At 72.5% G+C, this 19,548-nt stretch carries 18 protein-coding genes; 1 reads left to right on the forward strand and 17 read right to left on the reverse strand.

Going from position 1 to position 19,548, the window contains the following annotated elements; genetic code table 11:
• Positions 1–57: 57 nt before the first annotated feature.
• The 16 genes from AB7F12_RS00800 to AB7F12_RS00875 form a co-directional block, all read right to left on the reverse strand.
• The gene (locus AB7F12_RS00800) at positions 58–849 is read right to left on the reverse strand and encodes a FadR/GntR family transcriptional regulator (protein ID WP_428496857.1); all 792 of its coding nucleotides are present in this window, start codon (positions 847–849) and stop codon (positions 58–60) included.
• A gap of 44 nt (positions 850–893) precedes the next feature.
• Positions 894–3,059 carry an acetate--CoA ligase family protein gene (locus tag AB7F12_RS00805; protein WP_428496856.1) on the reverse strand — a complete coding sequence of 722 codons (2,166 nt, stop codon included), beginning with the start codon at positions 3,057–3,059 and terminating at the stop codon, positions 894–896.
• Positions 3,056–4,054: an amidohydrolase family protein gene (locus tag AB7F12_RS00810; RefSeq protein ID WP_428496855.1), complete on the reverse strand. Its 999-nt coding sequence runs from the start codon at positions 4,052–4,054 to the stop codon at positions 3,056–3,058. Before AB7F12_RS00810 ends, AB7F12_RS00805 begins: the two co-directional genes overlap by 4 nt.
• A gap of 8 nt (positions 4,055–4,062) precedes the next feature.
• Entirely contained in the window at positions 4,063–5,175 is a 1,113-nt protein-coding gene (locus tag AB7F12_RS00815) for a Gfo/Idh/MocA family protein (protein WP_428496854.1), read from the reverse strand.
• A gap of 28 nt (positions 5,176–5,203) precedes the next feature.
• Positions 5,204–5,869 (reverse strand): RraA family protein, encoded by a 666-nt coding sequence (locus AB7F12_RS00820; protein WP_428496853.1) that lies wholly within the window; start codon positions 5,867–5,869, stop codon positions 5,204–5,206.
• Entirely contained in the window at positions 5,859–6,521 is a 663-nt protein-coding gene (locus AB7F12_RS00825; RefSeq protein WP_428496852.1) for an RraA family protein, read from the reverse strand. The genes AB7F12_RS00820 and AB7F12_RS00825 overlap by 11 nt, the downstream gene beginning before the upstream one ends.
• Entirely contained in the window at positions 6,521–7,495 is a 975-nt protein-coding gene (locus tag AB7F12_RS00830) for a hypothetical protein (protein ID WP_428496851.1), read from the reverse strand. The genes AB7F12_RS00825 and AB7F12_RS00830 overlap by 1 nt, the downstream gene beginning before the upstream one ends.
• A 1-nt stretch (position 7,496) precedes the next feature.
• Positions 7,497–8,276: a class II aldolase/adducin family protein gene (locus AB7F12_RS00835; RefSeq protein WP_428496850.1), complete on the reverse strand. Its 780-nt coding sequence runs from the start codon at positions 8,274–8,276 to the stop codon at positions 7,497–7,499.
• On the reverse strand, positions 8,273–9,436 hold the full coding sequence (locus AB7F12_RS00840) for an acyl-CoA dehydrogenase family protein (protein WP_428496849.1): 1,164 nt from the start codon (positions 9,434–9,436) through the stop codon (positions 8,273–8,275). Before AB7F12_RS00840 ends, AB7F12_RS00835 begins: the two co-directional genes overlap by 4 nt.
• Positions 9,433–10,509, reverse strand: coding sequence for an amidohydrolase family protein (locus tag AB7F12_RS00845; RefSeq protein ID WP_428496848.1), 1,077 nt, complete (start codon positions 10,507–10,509; stop codon positions 9,433–9,435). Before AB7F12_RS00845 ends, AB7F12_RS00840 begins: the two co-directional genes overlap by 4 nt.
• Positions 10,510–10,916: 407 nt before the next feature.
• Entirely contained in the window at positions 10,917–11,561 is a 645-nt protein-coding gene (locus AB7F12_RS00850; RefSeq protein ID WP_428496847.1) for a nuclear transport factor 2 family protein, read from the reverse strand.
• Positions 11,554–13,029, reverse strand: a complete 1,476-nt coding sequence (locus AB7F12_RS00855; RefSeq protein WP_428496846.1) for an aldehyde dehydrogenase family protein — start codon at positions 13,027–13,029, stop codon at positions 11,554–11,556. Before AB7F12_RS00855 ends, AB7F12_RS00850 begins: the two co-directional genes overlap by 8 nt.
• Positions 13,030–13,081: 52 nt before the next feature.
• Positions 13,082–14,362, reverse strand: coding sequence for a Rieske 2Fe-2S domain-containing protein (locus tag AB7F12_RS00860; protein ID WP_428496845.1), 1,281 nt, complete (start codon positions 14,360–14,362; stop codon positions 13,082–13,084).
• A gap of 146 nt (positions 14,363–14,508) precedes the next feature.
• Positions 14,509–15,519, reverse strand: coding sequence for a TIGR03619 family F420-dependent LLM class oxidoreductase (locus AB7F12_RS00865; RefSeq protein ID WP_428496844.1), 1,011 nt, complete (start codon positions 15,517–15,519; stop codon positions 14,509–14,511).
• Between the two features lie 72 nt (positions 15,520–15,591).
• Positions 15,592–16,224, reverse strand: coding sequence for an RraA family protein (locus tag AB7F12_RS00870; RefSeq protein WP_428496843.1), 633 nt, complete (start codon positions 16,222–16,224; stop codon positions 15,592–15,594).
• A 433-nt stretch (positions 16,225–16,657) separates the two neighbouring features.
• Entirely contained in the window at positions 16,658–17,455 is a 798-nt protein-coding gene (locus AB7F12_RS00875; RefSeq protein WP_428496842.1) for a FadR/GntR family transcriptional regulator, read from the reverse strand.
• 234 nt (positions 17,456–17,689) lie between these two features.
• Between AB7F12_RS00875 and AB7F12_RS00880 the strand changes: the two genes are divergently transcribed.
• The gene (locus AB7F12_RS00880) at positions 17,690–18,091 is read left to right on the forward strand and encodes a carboxymuconolactone decarboxylase family protein (protein WP_428496841.1); all 402 of its coding nucleotides are present in this window, start codon (positions 17,690–17,692) and stop codon (positions 18,089–18,091) included.
• Between the two features lie 8 nt (positions 18,092–18,099).
• Here the strand turns inward: AB7F12_RS00880 and AB7F12_RS00885 are convergent, their stop codons facing one another.
• The gene (locus AB7F12_RS00885) at positions 18,100–19,542 is read right to left on the reverse strand and encodes an aldehyde dehydrogenase family protein (RefSeq protein WP_428496840.1); all 1,443 of its coding nucleotides are present in this window, start codon (positions 19,540–19,542) and stop codon (positions 18,100–18,102) included.
• Positions 19,543–19,548 lie beyond the last annotated feature (6 nt).

Consider the following 19,548-nt stretch of genomic DNA (forward strand, 5'->3'; position numbering starts at 1 on the left):
GACGACAGCGTCGGCGGGTGCCCCGGGTTGGTCGTCGCCGGCCCGGGGACGGGCTGCTCAGGGGGCGATGTCGCGCCAGCGCACTGGCCGCTCGTACACGGCCGGGAAACGCTCCTCGACGTAGCGGTGGAACTCCCGGATGTGGCGGCGCATGGCCCAGCGCGCACCCTCGGGGTCTCGGCCGACGATCGCGTCGTGCACAGCCTCGTGGGCGCGCAGGACCGCGTCGCGCCGCGCCGGGGGGTAGCTGACCCCGAGCGGCATGCCGTCGGTGATGGTGTGCAGTGACGTGATGAGCAGGGCGAACAGGTCGTTCTCCGAGGCGGCCGCGACGGCCGCGTGAAAGCGGTCGTTCTCGGCCAGGAAGTTCTGCTCGTCATCCAGGAACGCGCGCATGCCTTCGATCGAGTCGGTGATCTCGGCCTGCCGGACCCCGTCGCCGGACTCCGCCGCCGACGCGGCGAGCTCCGGCTCGAGGATCTCTCGCGCCGAGATCAACGCCTTGAACGGCAGCTGACGCATCTGGAGGAACAGGCCGAGGACGCCGGCAAGGTCGTGCCCGTCGGGTGCGGCGACGATCGGCCCGCCGGACGGACCGGCCTTGAGCGTGATCACGCCGTTCATCTCGAGGAAGCGCAGTGACTCGCGGAGCGTGCCGCGGCCGGCGTCGAAGCGCAGCAACATGTCCCGCTCGCCGGCCAGCTTCGCCCCCGGCGACAGCTTCTCCTCGGTGATGTCGTCGACGATCCGCTGCGCGATCGCGACCGCAGCCTTGCGGGTCTTTCGGCTCTCGGCGCGGCGCCGCGGTCGCCGCGGGGCATCGGCACTACCCGGGTGGGCCACTTCCATGCTCTCGCCCCCTCAGGTGGATAAGGATAATGATAGTACCGTACTCAGCGGGCGAGCGGAACCGCTCGGTGCCCAGCCAGTCGGGCGACGGTGAGGACCATGTCAGCGGGCTCCGCGAAGACCCGCAGGCCCCGCGTGGCGAGCAGGGCCATCCCCGAGGCCGCAGCGGTCCTCGTCACCAGCCACGTCACGAACACCGGCGCGGCCAGCCGGTCGGAGGCATCGGCCACCTCGCCGGCGATCCGCTCGGCCTCGGCCCCGGTGACCCCGGTCAGGACGACGCACACCGCGTCGACGCCCGGATCCCCGCCGACGATCTCGACGACCTCGCGCGCCAGGCCGGGTGTGAAGGCGCCCTCCGCCGTCACATCGAGCGGGTTGTCCGCGCGCGCGAACGACGGCAACCGCGCTGCGAGCAGCGCCCGCGTGTCGTCCTCGAGCCGCGCCACCTCGAGGCCGTGCTCGACGACGAGATCGACGGCGGCGCTGCCGGCTCCCCCGGAGGTGGAGACGACGGCGACCCGCGGACCGAGCGGGGGGCGCTGGGTGGCGGCCGTCCAGGCGACCGGGAGCAGGTCGGTCATCCGGTCCACCCGGATCGCGCCCTCCTGGTCGAGGAGCGCCCGGTAGACGTCGCCGCTCCCGGCCAGCGCACCCGAGTGCGAGGCGACGGCCCGGCCGCCGGCGGAGCTCACCCCCGACTTGAAGACGACCACGGGCGTCCCGGCCCGGCGCGCCGTGCGCAGCGCGGCCCGGAAGCGGGCGCCGTCGGGGACGCCCTCGAGGAACAGGGCGACGGCGCCGACGTGCTCGCTCGCGGCGTAGTGCTCCAGGTAGTCGGCGACGTCGACGTCGGACTGGTTCCCGACCGTCACCCAGCCGCCGATCCCGTACCCCTCGGCGAGCTCGCGCGACACGAGGCTTCCCGCGACGGCACCGCTCTGCGCGATCAGGCAGGTCCGGCTCGGGCGAAGCTCCAGCCCGTCGATCGTCGAGCTGAACGTGGCGGCCATCGGGACGTGCGCGTCGACGACGCCGATCGTGTTGGGCCCGCACAGGACCGTCCCGGATCCGGCGACCGCGGCGCGGAGCCGGGCGTCGAGCTCGCGACCCTCCGGCCCGGCCTCCGCGAAGCCGGAGGCGAAGACGATCACGGCGCGGACCCCCAGCGCCACACACTCGCGGACCGACTCGACGGCGGCCGCCGCGGGCAACGCGATGCACACCAGGTCCGGCACCTCGGGCAGCTCTGCCAGGCCGGTGGCGGCGTCGAGACCTGCAATCCGGCCGCCGGCCGGGTTGACCGGCAGGACCCGATCCGGGAAGCCGTGCTCGAGCAGGGACCGCAGCACCCGGCCACCAGGCCGGGAAGCGTCACGGGATGCGCCGACGACCGCGATCGTCTTCGGTCCCAGCAGCGGGCGGAGATCGCGCGGCCCGACCCGTGGCGATACCGCCGGCTCGGGGACGCGCAGGACCGCCGCGGCGTCGAGGACCACGCACTCACCGTTCGGCAGGACCCGTACCGGGTTGAGGTCGATCTCGCCGATCGCCGGGAAGCGTTCGACGAGCCGGGCGACCGTCGCGGCGAGCACGCTGAACGCCGCGGTGTCCACCACAGGCGCGCCCCGGAACCCGGTGAGGAGCGCCGCGCTGCGCAGAGAGCTCAGCATCTCCGTGACGTCCGAGGTCGACGCGGGCAGTACCCGGCGCGCCACGTCGCGGAACAGCTCCACGGTCGTCCCACCCAGCCCGACGACGAGCACGGGGCCGAACGCCGGATCGCGATCGATCCCGAGGAACAGGTCGACCCCTGGCGGGGCCATCGGCTGGACGACGACGACCGCCTCGGTCAGCCCCAGCTCCGCGACCCGCTCCGACAGCCGGGTGTAGCAGGCCGCCACCGCGGCAGGGTCCGCCAGCCCCAGCTCGACGAGGCCGAGCTCGGTCTTGTGCAGCGCCGCGTCGGACAGGACCTTGAGCACGACCGGACCGCCGAACGCCCGCGCGGCGGCGCACGCCTGCTCGGCGGATCCCACCCTGGTCGCCGGCACGAACGGCAGCGCCAGCGGCGCAAGCAGTGCTCGTGTCGTCCACTCCCCCGCCGCGCCGACGCGGCTGTGCCCGGCGACCCATGCCGCCCGCACGTCGTCGATCCCCGCATCCACATCCGACTCGCCCACGCCGAAGTCGGCGGCCGACGCGGTCACGGGACCCTGAACAACGACTGCGCGTTGCCCGCGAGGATCGCCGCCTTCTCCGCGTCGGTGAGGAAGTCGAACCCCTCGATGACCGGGCGGATGTCGTCGTAGTCGCGGCCGGTGACCGGGTCGGGCGCGCTGCCGCTGCCCGGCTTCTCGGTGCCGAACAGGCACCGGTCCGCCCCCACCGTCCGCACGAGCAGCTCCAGCGACAGCGGGCTGTGCAGCACCGTGTCGAACCACAGCCGCCGCAGGCTCTCGTCGAAGGACTCCTGCAACGCCTGGCCGCGACGCAGCTTCGGGTGTGCGCGCGCCGCTCGCCACCGGCCGATCTGGTAGGGGACCGACCCGCCGCCGTGCGAGATGATGATCTTCAGATCGGGGAAGCGGAGGAACACCTCGGAGTTGAGGAGGGACAGGATCGCGATGCTCTCCTCGGTGACGAAGTGCTCGCTGTAGGTCTCCCGGCCGTTGCGGCAGGCTCCGGAGTGGACGAGCGCGGGCACGTCGAGCTCGACGAGCTTCTCGTAGACCGGGTACCACCACGGGTCGCCCAGCGTCGGCACGTGGCCCGCGCCCTCGGCCGGGTCCGGGTTGAGCACGCAGCCCACCATGCCCAGCTCGGTGACCGACCGCTCCAGGTCGGCCGCCCACTCGGCCGGGGTGAGCTCCATCGACTGCGGCATCGCGGCGACCCCGAGCAGACGGTTCGGGAACTGCGCGGCCTGGCGGGCGATCGCATCGTTGACCGCGCTCGTCCACCACCGCACGATCCGGCTCGGCGAGGCCGAGTGTCCGGTGTGGAACGGCCGCGGCGAGATCAGCTGGACGTCGGTCCCGACGCTGTCCATGACGGTCAGCGTCTGCTCGCCGTAGTCCTTCAGCTGCGCGTCGGTGACCCCGGCCCCGCCCGCGCCATGGGCGCCCCCGGAGCACAGCAGTGCCGCCTGGTACGCGTACAGCTCGGCAGGCGCGTTCAGGTGCGCGTGCGCGTCGATGATCATGTTCGTCCTCACTCGTGCGACAGGGCGATCTGGTGCCGGAGCTCCACCGGGGCCCCGGTTGCGGCGGACCGGTGGATGGCGATGCAGACCTCGAGCGTCGCGACGGCCCAGGCGCCGTCGTGCACGGGCGCCGCGCCGTCGAGCACGTCGGCCAGCTCGACGAGCACCGCGTCCCAGCCCGACGGGCGGTCCGTCACGTCGACGACGTCGACGCCGCGCTCGTCGAAGACCAGCAGGCCGGTCGCCGTCACCACCGCGCCGCCGGAGTCGAACGTGGCCGTCGTCCGGCCGAAGGTCGGAGTCACCGGTGGTGCCGCGGCCGAGCCGGGCAGTGCGAAGAAGTCTGCCAGCGGCGGCGCCGGCTCGAGCTCCACCGTCCCGAGCTCGCCCACACCCCAGGTCGTGAGGCGGGAGTCGAAGCCGCCGCCGCCGTGGTAGTAGGCGCTGGCGACGATGCCGTCGGCGAACCGCAGGTGTGCCGCGAAACCGCGCTCGGCGCCACCGGCCCCGCCGAACGTCAGTCCGCTCACCGAGCGTGCCGCGCCGCCGCAGACCAGGCGGAGGACGTCGAACTGATGGGCGCCCTGGCGCAGCACGAGGCCGTTGCCCATCGTCGCGTCCAGGTCGGCGCTCGTGCGCGGCCGGCGGTGCCAGTCGGTGTGACAGCTGGACTCCACCGACGTCAGCGCGCCGAGCCGGCCGCACTCGACGACCTCGCGCAGCGCCCGGACGGGCGCGTCGTAGCTGTGCGACGCACCCACCAGCAACTGCACGCCGGCATCGGCAGCGGTCTGCACGGCGAACATCGCCTCGGCGACCGTACGCGCAGCGGGCTTCTCGCAGACGACGTCCACCCCCGCTGCGGCCGCGGCGACGATGGCCTCCGCGTGGTGCGCCGTCGGCGTCGCGACGTAGAGGACATCGACCCCCGGGGCCGCGACGAGGTCCTCGACCCGCTGGTAGGCCGGCACCTCGGCGTCCCGCCGGGCTGCATCCCGCGACGCCGGGTCGCGGTCGGCGATACCCGCGAGGCGGAACCGGTCAGACCGCCCCAGGGCCGCGGCCATCAGCCGGCCGGCGGCGCCCCAGCCCGCAACGCCTACGCCGACCTCCGCGGTCATCGCTTGCTCGCGGGCGCGGCGACAGAGGTCATCTCGGGGCCCCGGCGGAGGCCTGCAGCGCGTGGTAGCCGATGTCGGCGCGGACCTCGTCGAGGCGCTCGCCGGCGGCCGCACGGTCCCGGATCCGGGCTTCGGCCGCCTCGATCGCGGCCGCGGTCTCCAGCACTTCGGCGGCCTGCGCCGCCGCGATCACCACGACCCCGTCGGCGTCGCCGAGCAACCAGTCCCCCGGCTCGACGCGCACGTCGCCCAGCATCACCGGGACACCGGTGGCAGCCAGCCGCACCCGGTCCTTCCCGGTCCGCATGCTGCGGCCCCGGGTGAATACGGGGTAGCCGATCCGCAGGCTCGCGGCGACGTCGCGGCACACGCCGTCGATCACAGTGCCGGCCATCCCACGGCGGCCTGCGACCGAGGTGAGGATGTCGCCCCACACCGTGCAGTCGAGGCGGCCCTGGTTGTCCAGCACGACGACGTCGCCCTCGGGGACGTCGTCGATGAAGTCGCCGACCGTCCCACCGGCCTCGTCGACCGGCTCGTAGCGGCCGGTGAAAGCCCGCCCGACGATGCGGAACGTGGGATCGAAGGGCACCAGCCCGGGCACCGCTCCCCCACGGCCGAGCCGGTCGAGCGCGTCCGACACACCCGCCGTGGTCATCGTGGCGAGCAGGGCCCTGATGTCGTCATCGGTCATGCAGCATCTCCTCGTACGTCCGTCCGAGGACCTCGGACGGCTGGGCGCCCTCCTCCAGGGCAACGGCCATCACTGCTTCCTTCGCGGCCAGCCGATCGGCTACCGCGAGGACCTCGTCGACCCTCTCGGCCGGGATGAACACGACCCCGGACCCGTCGGCGAGCACGAAGTCGCCCTCCTCGACGGTGACGCCACCGATCGTCACGGGCTCGCCGACCGCGGCCTCGACGAACCGGCCGCGGGCGGTGAAAGGGACGACCGCTCTGGCCGAGAGGGGCAGCCTGAGCTCGCGGATCTCGTCGACGTCGCGGCAGGCGCCGTCGACGACCACGCCACCGACGCCGCGGTGCACGGCGGCCCGGGCGAGCAGACCGCCCCAGGTCGCTGCCGCAGGCGGGGCGCCCTCGGGCCGGACCTGCTCGACGACGATGATCTCGCCGTCGACGGCCCGTTCGAGCGCCGCGGCACCGAGGTGCCGGGTGCTGCGGCGCCCGTCGAACGGCACCGTGCGCATCGTGACGGCCCGGCCGGCCATCCGGGCGCCCTGCCAGATCGGGGTGATCCCGGCGACGGCGCCCGGCAGCCCCAGGTTGTCGAGGGCGTCGGAGAGCATGCAGCTGTCGAGCTCCGCGAGGCGGTCTGCGTAGCGCATCAGGCCACCCCGTCCGACCAGGTGAAGAAGCCCATCCCGCAGCCAGAGCCGGCCGTGGACCGGTAGGCGGGCACGTAGTCGACCGTCTTCCCGTGGAGCCCGTGCATCGCGGCCCCGACCGTGATCCAGTTCCGGATCTCGGAGGTCCCCTCGACGAGCTCGGGTACCGGCAGCCGGGCGAGTTCCTCGTCGTCCTGCCGTTCGAGTGCGTCGAGCAGCCTGCGGTCGAGCTCCTCGTCGATGATCGGATGCGTCAGTCCGCCGGATGCGATCAGCGCGACCCGTCGCTGCTGCGGCCAGCTCTCGATCGCGGCGCGCAGGGCCCGGCCGAGCGTCACGCAGCGCGCCGGCGACGGCTGGTTGGGCGGGAAGTACGTGTTCAGCATGATCGGCACGAGCGGGAGTCGCGGGAGCCCCTCGAGCAGCCGTCGGTACACGAAGGTGAAGGCGTGACCGAGCGAGCGGCCCTCCGGTTGCACGGAGAACTGGCCGACGTCGATCCCGGCGTCCATGAGCTGCTCGACGACGTGCAGCCCGAGTCCCGCGTCGGTGACGTAGGTGTCCGTGTCGTCGCCGTGGTAGTAGCGGTAAGCCATCTCCATCGACGCGGGGTACTCCGCCGCGCCGGGCGGTCGATCCTCCAGGCTCGTGCCCCAGTAGACCGCGACGGCCGGCATGATGTCGTCGAGGAACAGCTCGTGCTGGTCGTCACCGACGACGACGAGCACGTCGGGCCGAAGCGCGAGCAGCTCGTCGCGAGTGGCCTCCAGCGCCCGCTGGCAGGCCTCGTGCCGGGCCGCCATCAGGTCGCCGCCCAGCTCCGAGCGCAGGTCGTCCGGCGTCCGGGCCGACGGCCGCAGCCCCAGCTCCGCGAGGCGGGGTTGCTCGAGGTCGCCGTGGGCGCGCCAGCCGTCCGGGGGGATCGACAGCTGTGGACTGTGCGACACGCCTGCGCCGCCGACGAGTACCGCCATGTCACGACCTCCTGTCGACGTCGGCCCGGGGGCCGAGCGCGTGCGTGTAGTAGTCCCAGGTCCAGCGGGCGTAGGTCGCCGCGGCGCCGCGGCTGCTGACGAACCCGGCGACCTCGTCGACGTCGGCGGCGGGCAGCGGCGCAGGTGGCTCCGGGGACACCGCGTGCAGCCGCAGCGTCAGGTCGGCGAGGGTCTCGACCTTGACCGCACGCACCGTGGCGTCACGGACGTCGTCGCCGACGGTGACGACTCCGTGCCCGCGCAGCAGGCACGCCCGCGACTCCCCCATCGTCGCCGCCAGCTCCTTGCCGAGCGCGACGTCGCTGATCAGGACCGCGCGCGGGTAGATCGGCAGCCCGTCGACCGCGATGTCCATCGCTCCCGGGTCGTAGGCACCGACGATCGGCCGCATCGGGAGCCCGAGAATCCCGCACAGCAGTGACGAGCGCGGATGGCCGTGGACGACCGAGCCGATCTCGGGCCGGGCCCGGTAGAGCTCGGTGTGGATCGCCCACTCCCCCGGTAGCGCGTAGCCGCCCGCCAGGTCGGCGTTGGTCGCGTCGAGGCCGACGCGGTGGATGTCGTCGGCGACGGTGAACTCCACGCCCGGGTCCTGCGGCGGCCGGCACCGGACGAGGAACTCGTCCGTCCCCGGGATGCGGGCGCTGACGTGCCCGGTGATCTCCCGGACGCATCCGGTCAGGGCGAGGATGCGGCACGACAGGGCGAGCAGCACCCGCAGCTCGTCCACGTCGCCGGCGTCGGCAGGCCCGATGGTCACGACGCCGCCTTCAGCGCATGCTTGGCGATGAGGATGCGGTGGATGTCGTTGGCGCCCTCGACGATCTGGAAGACCTTCGCGTCGCGGTAGTGGCGGGAGACGCCGTACTCCGCCGAGACGCCGGCGGCGCCGTGGATCTGTACCGCGTCGGTCGCCGCCGCCTGGGCCGTCTCGCTGGCGAAGAACTTCGCGACGCTCGCCTCGTGCCGGGCCCGCTCGCCGCGCTCCATGGCCCGCGCGCACTCCCTGGTCAGCAGCCGGGCGGCCGACACGTTGACGACCATCGAGCTGATCTTCTGCTGCACCATCTGGAAGTCTGCGAGGGGCTGGTCGAACACGATCCGTTCCCTGGCGTAGCGGACGGACGCGTCCAGGCAGGCCTGTGCCAGCCCGACGGCGCGGGCCGCGACGGACAGCCGGCCCCGCTCGACGGCCGTCATCGCAACGGCGAACCCCTGGCCCTCCTCGCCGAGGAGCGCGTCGGGGCCGAGCTCGACGTCGTCGAACACCAGCTCGCCGCTGCACAGGGGGCGGAAACCCATCTTGTTGCGCTCGGGCCTGACCTGGACGCCAGGGGCATCGGCCGGGACTATGAACGCGGAGATCCCGTCCCGGCCCAGCGCGGGGTCCGACGTCGCGAACGTGACGAAGAACGAGGCGAGATCGAGATTGGTGATCCACGCCTTCGCGCCGGTGAGCACGAACCCCGACGGCGTGCGGCGGTAGCGCGTCCGGGTGCCCGCCACGTCGCTGCCGGACCGGGGCTCGGTCACGCCGGCGCCGCCGAAGATGCGGCCCGCGGCCAGCGGCCGCAACCAACGCTCCTTCTGTTCGTCGGTGCCGAACGCCCGGATCCCGCCGCCGACCAGCGCGGACGGCATGCTCATCAGCACGCCGAGGCAGTGGTCGACGCGCGAGATCTCCTCGATGACCTCGGCGTAGGTGACGTGGTCGAGGCCGAGGCCGCCCCACTCCTCCGGGACGGTGCCGCCGAAGAAGCCGAGCTCGGCCATCTCGTCGAGCATGTCGCGCGGAAGTTGTTCGGCCGCGTCGTACTCCGCGACCCGAGGCGCCACCCGTTCGCGCGCGAACTCGCGGACGAACCGGACCAGCCCGGCCCGGTCGACGTCGGCGGACGTGCCGTCGAGCTGGGCCGTCATGCCCGGCCCTCGGCGAGCTCGAGGTTGCGGCGCAGGCGCGGGAAGAGGTCGAGCGCCGTGTCGCCGAGCATCAGGTCGAGGTCCTTCTCGGAGTTCTGCGGCAGCGACCGCAGGACCGCAGCGATGTCGTCGGCCCAGCCCTCGGTGGGTGTCTTCTTGTGCGAGCCGTCGCCGGGACGCTCGGTGCCCAGCACGACCCGGTCACTGCCGATGACGTCGACGAGCAGCGCGAGCGCCTCGGTCGTGTAGAGGCAGGTGTCGTAGTAGATCTTGCGGATCGCCTCGTCGAAGGTGCCGCCCTTGCCGAGGCCCTCCCAGTACGTGCCGCGGAAGCGGCCGACCTGGTAGGGGATCGCGCCGCCGCCGTGCGGGACGATTACCTTGAGGTCGGGGAACGTGGTGAAGACATCCGACTGGACGAGCGACATGACCGCGACGCTCTCCTCGGTGATGAAGTGCAGGCTCTGGTTCTCCCGCAGCGACACGCAGCCGCAGGAGTGGACGAGCATCGGGAGGTCGTAGGCGACCAGCCGCTCGTAGAGCGGATACCAGTACTCGTCGCCCAACCCGGGAACCTCGAGGGTGGCCCGGCCCTCGCTCGGGTCAGGGTTGACCAGGACGCCGACGAAGCCCAGCTCCTCGACGCACCGATCGAGCTCCTCGAACGCGTTCTCGACCGGTTCGCCCCACACGATCGGCAGGTTCGCGATCCCCTGCAGCCGATGCGGATAGAACCGGGACTGCGTCGCGATCGCATCGTTGACGGTCTGGGCCCACCAGTGCACGATCCGGGCCGGCTTCTCCGAGTGCATCAGGCTGTAGGGCCGGGCGGACACCAGCTGGACGTCGGTGCCGACGCGGTCGAGCCAGGCGATGTGCTCGTCGGCGAAGTGCTTCAGCTCCTCCGGCGGGATGACGCCGGTCCGGCCGTGGCTCATCCCCTCGCGCTTCTCGGAGAAGCCCTTGAGCCGACGTCCGTAGTGCCCACGGGTCCCGATGAGGAACTCCCGGTAGCTGTACAGCTCGGCGGGGGCAACGATGTGCCCGTGGACGTCGACGACCTTGCGGGGCATCCTTCGCTCCTCGGTTCTGCGCTGTGCTCGACCGGCGGGTCCGGTCTGGCGGTGTGTGGTCGATGCGACGGTCAGCCGATGACGACGCGGACGCGATGTCGGGCTTCCTGCTGGTGCTGAACGGCCTCGGCGAGCGTCTGCTCGCCCGCGGCGAGACTCCACCGACAGCCCGGGGCACGACACCGGGCGACCGGGAGCCACTCTCCGCAGACCGCGCACACTCCCCCGACATCGCGGTGCCCGCCGTTCCGACAGGCCACACAGGGGACCCCCGAATTCCGGGATCGGCTGTCGTCCACGACCGAGCCTCCGCTCCGCTACGACCACTTATAGGATAATCATTAGATCAACCATGTCAACCCATCTCCGCCGCATCCTGCTCGGACCGGGCATTCAGCCCGGCGCCGTCATTCCGCCGGGTGCGCGTCAGCCGGGGTCCATCGGTGCTCGACCAGTGCGCGCGCCCGTTCGGCCAGCACGTAGACCGGGTCGCCGGCACCGTGCTGCTGGACCTGGAAGCGCTGCGGGAGAACGGGATCGACCGGTAACGGCTCATGCGTGGTGTCGCCGAACACCACCGTGCGGTCCAGGATCCGCCATTCGCCCGAGCGACGCTCGAAGATGTCCAGGTACCGGCACCACGAGAGGATCCGGGCCCCGCAGGGTCCCGCGTCGGTGATCCCGCGGGAGGCGAAGTCGTAGCCGGCCTCCTCCCACTCGACGGCGGTGACGTGACTCTCGACCGCAGCGACGTCCGGTGACGCGAACTCGATCAGGACGTTCGTCACCGAGTGCATGGTGTGGCGTGTCCGGTCGTGCTCGCGGCGGCGCAGCGTGAGCAGGTCGGCAACGGGCTGGCGGCCGGCTCCGCTGTCGACCCAGGCGTCGGGATGATAGGCCGCCGCCCGATCGCCGAGCTGGTCGTTGCGGTCGATGCCACGGCTGTGCCGGTAGAGCACGTCCTGGATCCGGGTCCGCGCCTCGAGCTCGTCCACGAAGGTCGGGAACACTGTCGCCGCCCGTCCGCCGTCGGTCGCGAGGTGGCTACTCACCGACGACCGTGACGTTGCGGTTCGCGCGCGCGGACGGCCGCAGGTTGTACAGCTTCGCCAGCCGGTGCTGCTCGTATCCTTCGCGACCGGTCCGGACCCCGATCCCCGAGTCCTTGATGTGGTACCGCGGGGCGCTGAAGTTCTGGGCGTAGTCGTTGATCGTCACGGCTCCTGTGCGCAGCCGCGCCGCGACGCGGAGCGCATGTTCCTCGTCGCCCGAGAACACCGATGCGTTGAGCCCGTACGGCGAGTCGTTCGCGATGGCCACCGCCTCGTCGACGTCGCCATAGGTCAGGACGGACGCGACCGGCCCGAACACCTCCTCGCGCCCGAGTCGCATGGTGTTCGTGACGCCCCGGAACACCGTGGGCTCGAAGAACCAGCCGCGGGACAGATGTGCGGGCCGAGCGCCGCCGGTGACGAGCTCCGCGCCCTCGGCGACCCCGAGCCGGACGTAGGACTCCACGCGGTCCCGGTGCCGCCGGGTCGCGAGCGGGCCGACCTGCGTGCTCCCGTCGTGCGGGTCGCCCAGCCGAAGCCGCGAGGCGAACTCGACCAGGCCGGCGACGGCCTCCTCCTCGCGGTCGCGCGGCACCAGCAGCCGGGTGAGGCTGCTGCACACCTGTCCGGTGTTGAAGAACACCCCGGACGCGACGCCGCGCACGGCTGCCGCCATGTCGCCGTCGGGCAGCACCACGCCGGCCGACTTGCCGCCCAGCTCCAGGACGACCCGCTTGAGCTGCTCACCGCAGATCCGGCCGACCTGCTTGCCGACCACCGTGCCGCCGGTGAACGACACCATGTCGACCCCGGGGCTGGAGACCAGCCGCTCGCCGAGCCGCCCGTCGCCGGGCACGAGGTTGAACGCGCCCGCGGGCAGGCCGGCGTCGGCCAGAGCCTCGGCGATGAGCAGGCTGCTGAGCGGCGCCTCGATGGGCGGTTTGTCGACGACGGTGCAGCCGGCCAGCAGCGCCATGGTGCCCTTCATCAGGGTCGCCGCGAAGGGGCCGTTCCACGGCGAGATCGCCGCGACGACACCGTAGGGCTCAGTGCGTACCTCGTACTCCCACTGACCGTCGCGTGCGTCGACCTCGCTCCAGCCGACGACGGCCGCGCACAGCTCGCGGGTGACGTCGATCGAGGTGCGTCCGGTGAAGCGGCCGAGGCTCAGGGGCGCGCCCATCTCGTCGGCCTGCAGGTGCGCCGCGTCGTCGACCCGCTTGTCGAGCAGGTCGCAGGCGCGCAGCAGGACGGCCGCCCGTTCGGCCGGCGACAGCCGCGGCCACGGGCCCTCGTCGAACGCCCGGCGGGCGGCCGCCACCGCCCGGTCGAGCTCGGGTTCGCCCGCCTCCGGCACCCGGTGGGCGACCTCCTCGGTCGCCGGGGCCACGACGTCCACCATCCGGCCGGTCGAGGACGACTCGACGAACTCGCCGTCGATGAAGAAGCCCGTTCGCTGGTCGCTCATGCCGTCTCCGCTCGCCGTGCCGGGGTGGGGGATGCCGACGCTCTCCGTGTGCTCACGCCGTCTCGCGAGGTCGGAGCGCGGCGTCGATGCGCCGGACCATCTCGGGGATCCTCCGGCCGTCGCGGGACTGCAGGCGGAGGAACTCCGCGAACGGGTTCCGCTCGCCGCCGCCGACGCCCAGCGCCTTGTTCTCCTGCGGCAGCTCCACGACGTCGGGTGCCGTCGCAGGGTCCAGAACGTTCATCAGCGGCCCTCCGGACTCGGCAGCCGCGAGCTGGGTGCGCAGCAGGTTGCGATAGAGCGCGATGCCCTGGTCGGACGAGCTCAGGTGCTCGTCCTCCCGGTCGGTCCGCACACCCTGGGTCACCCAGGCCATGGCGTCCTGGGCGTCGATCGTGTCCATGATGAAGGAGCCGTCGGGCTCGGTGAGCCGGACCTGGTAGCTGTCGGGCAGCTCGTGAACGCCCTCGGCCGTGGCGGCGTAGGCGTCGGGAATCTCGAAGGTCGAGTACCAGAAGTGCAGGGTGTTCTCGTCGTCGACCGGGACCCGGATCTGGAACTGGCTCAGACCGGACCCACCGACCTTGAGGATGTTCGGGAAGACGGCCGGGTGCCCCGTGCGCCAGTCCTCGCTGTCCTCGCTCTGCCCCTCCCGTAGCCGGCGCTTGATGATGCCGTACTCGACGAGGTCGAACGCGATCTTCACATGATGACCGCCCAGGACGGTCGGCGGTTCGCCCGCACGCTCCAGATGGTAGTTGAACAGCCTCCCGTGCAACCACTCCACGTGCGTGGGGTCGAACGAGTTCTCCATGATCTGCAGCCAGTTGCACGGGATCACGGCGTACCCGATGTCGCGGAACCGGGTGGGACCCTCGGGCCAGGTGAACAGGTCGTAGCGCGGCAGCGCGGGCGCATCGCCCGGTCCGAGGTAGGCCCAGAGCAGGCCGCCCATCTCCTGCACCGGGTAGGCGGGGACCCCGGACCTCCGCTTCAGACTGTCCGACGGCGGGATCTGGTTCGGCTGGTCGAGGCACTCACCGCCGGTCGAGAACTTCCATCCGTGGTAGGGGCAGCGCAGCCCGTCGCCGTCGGGGAAGCCGTAACCGAGCGACGCCCCGCGGTGCGGGCACCGCTCGCCCACCAGACCCAGGCCGCCGTCCTCGGCGCGAAACACGACGAGATCCTCGCCGAGGATGCGCACCCGTCGCACGGGGCTCTCCGCCAGGTCGTGTCCGGTGGCAACAGGCATCCAGTAGCGGCGGAGCAGGTCTCCCATCGGCGTCCCCGGGCCGACCCGGGTGAGCCGGTCGTTCTGGTCGGAGCGAAGCATGATCCTCCTCGGTGCGGACCGCGATGTCGCGCGCGGCTGTCGAACCCGACGCCACCGCTCTCGTCCCGGCTGTTCGCCATCGCCGCGGTGCAGCCGCTCACGGCAGCCACCGCTGGGCGCACTGTCTGATGATATTGATTATACTATTAGGCAGGACCAGCGGCGCAACCCGGCGTCGTACTCCGGCTCGGGACCACTGGGTCGCGCAGCGCCGCAGCCACCCGCGTGCCGAACCACTCGACGGCGTCGAGCAGCATCCCCGCGCTGCCGGCCGGCAGGTCGACGACGAAGTCGGTCGCACCGATCTCCCGCCAGCGGTCGATCTCCACGAGCGCCCGCTCGGTCGCCAGGTCGTCCGGCCGGTCGATCGGAGTCGGAGCAAGGCCGCGCGGCGCGCGTCCGCCGAGCGGCGCGATCGATGCCACGACCCGCATCGGTGTGGTCCGCGCGGCCCAGTCCGTCCCGTCGCGGACCCGGGCGAGCAGCCCTGCGGCCTCGTCGCGCGTCACCGCCCACGGCGCCATCACCCAGGCGTCGCCGAGCCGGACGGCGCGGCGCAGGGACACAGCGCGCTTGCCGGCCACCCAGATCGGCGGGTGCGGCTGCTGCACCGGCCGGGGGGCACACACCACGTCCTCGAACGCGACGTGCCGGCCACGGAACGCCGCTACGTCGGAGGTCCACAGTCGTCGGATCGCCGTGATGTACTCGTCGGCGACCTTGCCCCGGCTGTCGAAGTCGACACCCGCGACCTCGGCCTCGACGCGCCTGCTCCCCACGCCGAACCCGGCGATCACCCGTCCGCCCGAGAGCAGGTCGAGAGTCGCCAGCGACTTCGCCGTGACGAACGGGCTGCGCAGGTGGACCTGGTAGACGAACGTCGCCAGCCCGATCCGCGAGGTCGCCGCGGCCAGGTAGCCGAGCGTGGCGATCGGGTCGAAGAAGCGGCCGCTTCCGTAAGCCTCGAGATCGACGGCCGGAATCACGCCGTGGTCGCCGCAGGTGACGTAGTCGAACCCGCACCGTTCGGCGGCACGCACCACCTCGACGAGATCGTGTGGGGTCGCCCGGTCCTCCCAGTCCTGCCGGTTGATCGGGTAAACGATCGGGCTGAACAGCCCGAAGCCTGGAGCCTGCGGCGTGTCCGGCTCGCTCATCACTCACCGCCTCCGTCTCGTCCGTGTCTCGACCGGTTCCGCCCGTGATCGGCCGCGGGCACTGTGCGTCGCTCAGGCGCCGACGCGCGGGGCCGCCCGGGCGAACCCGTAGATGTCCACGGTCGACTCCCCACCGACGATGCGGTCGAGGATCTCCGCCTCGCCCCTCACGCGGTCCGCCGCGCGTGCGGCGATGCCGTCCAGCGCATCAGCTGTGGCGACGACCAGGCCGTCCGCGTCGCCCACGACGTGGTCGCCGGGACGGACCGTGACGTCCCCGAGCGTCACCGGCCGGCCGAGCCCGCCGACCGACGTGTCCTTGCCCGTACCACGGATGCACAGCCCGCGAGCGAACACCGGGAACCCGATCTCGACGAGCTCGTGGCGGTCCCGGACGCAGCCGTCGATCACCAGGCCCGCCAAGCCGCGGACCCGGGCCGCGGTGGCGAGGATCTCGCCCCAGTAGCCGAAGTCGGGGTCGCCCGCCACCGCGGCGACGAGCACGTCGCCGGGCGCGGCCGCGGCGACGGCGTGGTGCAGCCAGATGTTGTGGCCTCCGGCCAGGTCCACCGTGAAGGCTCGACCGGCGATCCGCCAGCTCGCCTCCAGCGGGCGGATGCGGGACGGGAGGGCGATCGCACCCGACTCGACCAGCGTCGCCGCGCTGAATCGCGCGACCTTCCCGGCTCCCGGAACCTCGCTCATCGTCCTCCTTCGACTGTGGCACAGGTGCAGCGATGCCGCCGGTACGCGCCGGGACAGGCCGTGGCACCACGGCCACGCGCCCGAGACGAGAGGTGGCAGCACCCCGCCAGCAGCTTCGCTCTCATGAATATACTCGTTAGGCCTGAGCATCGAAAGACCCACGCACGGCACGAGCGGAGGTGCCCGGGTCGCGGTGTGGGACGAGGACCGCGCCGGGAGCCCGGCCCGTGCGCTTCCATTCGGAGTCGCAGCACGGTCCGGGGGCAGCACGGTCCGGTGGCAGCACGGTCCGGTCAGGAGCCGGGACGACGACCGGGAGGGGTGCGGGAGCGGGGACACCGAGCGGGCGCCGTGCGCTCGGCACCGGCGGGCGCGGCAGCGGTCGAGCCCCGGCCGTCACGGGACGGCGGCGCACGGCGTCGGCGGCAGACGCCTACGGCGAGATGTCCCGCCAGCGGACGGTCCGGTCGCCCACCTCGGGCAAGTCCTGCTCGATCCGCCGCTGGAAGCGCTGTAGGTGCTGGCGCATGGTCCAGCGCGCACCTTCCGCGTCGCCGTCCGCGATCGCCTGGTAGACGGCCTCGTGCGAACGCAGGACACCCTCGCGGCGCGCCATCGAGTAGCTCACCCCGAGCGATACCCCGTCGGTGATCTCGTGCAGCGAGGAGGTCAGCAGCGTGAGGAGGTCGTTCCCGGCCGCGGCGGCGACGATCGCGTGGAACCGGTCGTTCTCGGCGAGGAAGTTCTGCTCGTCGTCGAGGAACGCACGCATCCCGTCGACCGAGTCCTTGAGCTCGAGCAGCTGCTCCGGCGCGATCGACGTGGCGGCCATCGCCGCGAGCTCGGGCTCCACCGTGAGCCGAGCTGTGACGAGTTCCTTGAACGGCAGCCCGCGGGACTGGACGAACAACCCGAGGATCGCGGCGAAGTCCAGTCCGTCCGGGCGCCGGACGATCGGGCCGCCGGCCGGGCCGGCCTTGAGCCGGATCGCCCCGTTCATCTCGAGGAACCGCAACGACTCGCGCAGCGTGCCGCGACCTGCGTCGAAGCGCGCGAGCATGTCCTTCTCGCCGGGTAGCCGGGCGCCGGCCGGGAGCTGCTCGTCGGAGATGTCGTCGACGATCTGCTGGGCGATGGCCTCCGCCGCCTTCAGGCGGCGACGCTCGTCCGGCAGCCGGCGCGGAACCCGTTGGGAAGCGCGGTCGGCATCGAGGTCGTCGACACCTCCCATGCGCCGAGCCCCCTCCCGCACCGGAGCCGATCCCTGGCGCACCTGCAGGGATCGTACGACAGGTCGCCCCGGCCGGCTTGCGGGCCTCGCGGAGCGGGGGTGCCGCGCGCACGCGGGCGACCAGGGAGCGTTTCCGCGAATCATGAGCCTATAGTGCGGCCGACAGGGCCGGTGCCGCACCGACCCTCGAACAACCCTTGCACCGGGCTGCGCCCGGCCATCAGAGGAGCGTCGATGACCACACCGCCGAACCCGGCCGCCGCCCGGTACGACGCGGCCCTGGAGACTGCCGCCGACCTACTGGGCTTCCGCCTCGAGTCGTTCCTCGGCACGTCCCCGACCGAACCCACGAACGCCGCCGACTTCATGCGCATCGCCACGGAGCACGCGTTCGCCGACGCCTGGTCGCGCACGGAGCACCTCGACACCCGGACCCGAGCCTTGATATCGGTGACGGTCGCCGCCTCCCTGGGCGTCACCGAGCCGCTCCGGGGACAGTTGCGCATCGCGCTGCACAACGGCGTGACCAAGGAGGAGATCGTCGAGCTGTTCGTCCAGGTGGCCGTCTACGCCGGCGTGGCCAGGGCTTTCGAGGGATATCAGATCGCGACCGAGGTATTCGCCGAAACCGCCTAGGCTCGGGTCTACGCAGTCGGCGGCGGCCGCAAGAGCACCTGGATGCTCTTGCTCTGCGTCATCTCGTGGAAGCCGTCGAGGCCGCTGACGCGCCCGTACCCGCTTTGGCCGCGACCGCCGTTGGCGTAGGCCGGGTCGCCGCTGCGCGCGGTGTTGACGAAGACGACGCCGACGTCGAGCGCTTCCGCCACCCGGTGCGCCCGGTGCAGGTCGTCGGTCCAGATGGCCGCCGAGAGGCCGTAGCGGGTGTCGTTGGCGATCCGCACCGCCTCCGGCTCGTCGTCGAAACCGATGACGGCCGCCACCGGGCCGAAGATCTCCTCCTGGCAGATCGTCATCGCGCTGGTCGCACCGGTGAACAACGTCGGTTCGACGAAGTGCGGATGGTCCTCGAACCCGGCCGGACGACCACCGCCGTGCCGTAGCACCGCGCCCTCGGCTCGGCCGGCCGCGATGTACCGCGCGACCCGTTCCGCCTGGCCCGGCCCGCAGAGTGGCCCCATCTCGGTGGCCGGGTCACCCGGGTCGCCGATCCGAAGGGTGCGCAGCCGGTCCACCACGCGGTCGACCACCTCGTCGTGGACCGACCGTTCGACCAGGACGCGGCTCCCGCACATGCAGCTCTGACCGGCTGCGGTGGTGAACCCGCTGACCACTCCCAGCGCCGCCGCGTCGAGGTCGGCGTCGGCGAACACCAGGTGCGCCGCCTTCCCGCCGAGCTCCATCACCACCGGGGCGGTGCGGGCCGCGGCGTGCCCGGCCACCACCGCGCCGGCGGCGGTGCTCCCCGTGAAGACGAGCTTGTCGACGTCGGGATGGGCGCACAGTGCGGCGCCGACCACCGCCCCGTACCCGGTGACGACGTTGACCACGCCGGGCGGGAACCCGGCGTCGCCGGCGAGCCGGGCGATCTCGAGGGTCGAGCACGGCGCGACCTCCGACGGCTTGACGACGATGCAGTTCCCCGCGGCCAGCGCGGGCGCCGCGGACTGGGCGAGGATGACACCCGGCGTGTTCCACGGGATCTGGATCCCGATCACGCCGTACGGGACCCGTCGGGTCAGCGCCAGGACGTCGGGCCGGCCACCGGCGGGGGCGGTGTCCGGGACCGCCTCCGCGATGCTCGCCGCGTGCCGGAAGTGGTCACCGACGCCGGCGAAGCCCGCCCGGACCTCCGTGATGGTCTTGCCGTTGTCGCGGCTCTCCACCGCGGCGAGATGATCCACGTGGCCGTCGAGCAGGACGGCGAACGCGCGCAGCACCCGGGCCCGCTCTCGCGGCCGGGCCCGCCACCAGGACGTGCGGAAGGCGCGGCGGGCGGCGTCGACGGCTCGCTCGACGTCGACCGGACCGGCCTCCGGCACCCGGGCCCACTCGGACAGGTCGAACGGGTCGGTCGAGGTGAAGGTCGCCCCGGACGCGGCGTCCGCCGCCGCGCCGTCGACATACATCCGAAA

It is taken from the genome of Pseudonocardia sp., assembly GCF_050250275.1.
Lineage (GTDB): Bacteria > Actinomycetota > Actinomycetes > Mycobacteriales > Pseudonocardiaceae > Pseudonocardia.